The 2338-nt window shown below is 55.0% G+C and carries 3 protein-coding genes; all 3 read right to left on the bottom strand.

The window, feature by feature from the left end:
• The coding region (locus AOA59_RS00670; RefSeq protein WP_143522737.1) for a PoNe immunity protein domain-containing protein at window positions 1-353 on the bottom strand (353 nt) is incomplete at its 3' end.
• Window positions 354-506: 153 nt separating this feature from the next.
• Entirely contained in the window at window positions 507-1181 is a 675-nt protein-coding gene (locus AOA59_RS00665) for a hypothetical protein (RefSeq protein WP_069788870.1), read from the bottom strand.
• A gap of 308 nt (window positions 1182-1489) precedes the next feature.
• Window positions 1490-2338: hypothetical protein (locus AOA59_RS33055; RefSeq protein WP_256593013.1), on the bottom strand; the 849-nt coding region annotated here is incomplete at its 5' end.

Here is a 2338-nt window from a genome sequence, read left to right as displayed (position 1 = left end):
GCCAAGCCGACCAACCAGAAGCAAACGATGTAGTGGTCGTAGTTGACGCGCCAGTGGTGCCGGGTGAATTGCTGCTCCGCAGTCCACACCGTGGTGCCGAGGTGTTCCGCCTGTTCCCATGCTGCTAGCAGACCGGGGAAGTAGTGGGCCAAGTGAGTTATTGAATCTCCGGCGGAATATCTGCGCAAAATTTGGTGCAAATGGTCCTGTCCGATTTCAAACGCATACTGGGGGGCGTAATCGGGGTCAGCGGTTGGCGCCAAGAGAAGCTTTTGAGACTTCGCGATATAGCTGTCGCTGTCGTTAACGACCTTATCCCAATAGCTGGCATGGCCGAGTGGTGCGCGAATCATTCACTTTCTCCCTATGAGCTTCGATGTCGCAATAGGATCCTCAACAAACTTCCCACCTTTATCCAAGACGCCAACCGTAACATTGCCAAATGGATCAGTATGCTGGATTAGCGGCCAAGTCACTAATTGCCACATCTCACCTTTTGGGCCTATTCAACTCCTCAGTGCTGGCAACGACAACACTTCATCGTACTGTGGCCAGTCTTCCCTCGCGCGTTTGAGCACACCTTGCATCAACTCGTCCAACTCAGGCGCTGGTTGCTCGGGCGGCAATTGGTCAAAGGGCGCGGCCAGCAGCGGATGATCAATCTTCTGCGGATTGGCTAAACCTTCCCACTGGCGCAGGCGTAGGATATAGAGAATTTCCACCGGAACGCGCTCCAAGTGCCAGTCCTGATTGAAGTCGTAGGAATTCTTCTGGCTCTCTTTGCCCGTTTGCCAAGTGTGGCGGTCACACGCGGCCAACAGGCAGGGCATCAGGTCGTCGGGGCTGGGCGTGCGCCACTTGGCCAACAAGGCTTCGTAGATGGGTTCGTCGTAAGCATAAGCAGGCCATTGATGCGAGACATCGCCCACCCAATCGGCAAACACACGCAGCATAAAGGCTTGGGCGCGGCGGTGTTGCTCTTCGTACTCAATCACTAATTGATGCCCACGGTTGAGAGCCGCATGGGTGAGATATCCCTGATGGATGACGGCATCCTTCCAGCCTAGGATCGCCATGGCGGCCATCATATTGGTGGCGGTTTGGATGCTGTAGTTTTGGCGTCGTCGATCATTGCCTGCCGCTTTGGCAATAATGTCGAACTGGCCCGCCCAGAAGAACAACTGCCAAATTCCTACTTGGTAATAGCGCAGCCAATGGGCCAATTCCAGAAGCCATTGCGGATTATCTGGTGCGGTTGCCAATACCTTGTGGGCTCGTGTGACGGCCATCCATTCGGAGCTACTACGCGTAACGTTGTCACTATTCGGGACAGGCATTGATGGCTTCGCAAATGCATCGCCGCGCTCAACATATTCACGGATGCCATTCAACTCGTATTCATCTGAGACGTGTGGCCCCTTGGCTATGCGCCCCAGCACACTTTTGTAGGAGGGCCACTTCGGGTTTACGCCCAAGCGCTCGCACTGAATTATTTCTTGGTCCATGGTTCCACCTTAAATTCTGCTACACCTGTTTTACTGGGGGCGGGAACACCGACTTTGACTGTTACACCTTGAACCTTGGCTTTTCCTGAATCCAACGCCGCTTGCAAAGCATCGCGTAAAGCAGGATCAGAGTCGGCAATTGATCTATTACTCAGCCACCCCTCCAACCGCGTCCTCGGGTCCCCATGCGGCGTACCTGCCTTACTCACGCCATTCACCGAAGACTTCGCATCCATCACCACCACGGTAATAGTATCGCCATTGATCGCCACCGCGCAGCCATCGCAGCCGTGGTTGCTACTGTTTTGCAGAGGTTTGAAATTGAGGCCGGTTTTCTCGTTAAGGGTTTGCAGGGCCAGTTGCTCGCCCAACACCCCATCATTTACAAGCGAACCGGTCTTCCAATTGGGAAGGTGCGACAGCGGGATACTTTCAAATGTCTGCCCAAACAGGTCTTCAATCCGGCTGAACTTGGGAGGGTTGATTTCATCAGGGATAACCTGCCCCGGTCCTTTTGCACCATCTACACGTTGAGCATCCCGAAGCTCAGCCTCAGTTTTAGCAAGCTGCCCGAATTTGGAGCTCGCACTTCCCTCATGGCTATCTGCAACAGCGCCTACAACACGGTTGCGTACAGCTTCGGCTTTGGCGAGCTTCTCCATTCTAGCCAGACTAGCCATCGTTTCAAGTTCTGCGGTGCCCACCTTGATCCCCGCCTTGGCCAGCGCCACGCCACCTTTCGCAGCCCCGCCGACGCCCGTTGCAATGCTGCCGACCTGCCAGGCGATTTCGCCGATGGCCTTGCCCAAGGCTTCGGCGTTTTCGTCGCCGCC

The organism is Pseudomonas sp. 2822-15, assembly GCF_002742515.1.
GTDB lineage: Bacteria > Pseudomonadota > Gammaproteobacteria > Pseudomonadales > Pseudomonadaceae > Aquipseudomonas > Aquipseudomonas salomonii.
The sequence above is the reverse complement of the archived record's forward strand: the minus strand, read 5'-3'. Positions and strand labels throughout refer to the sequence as shown.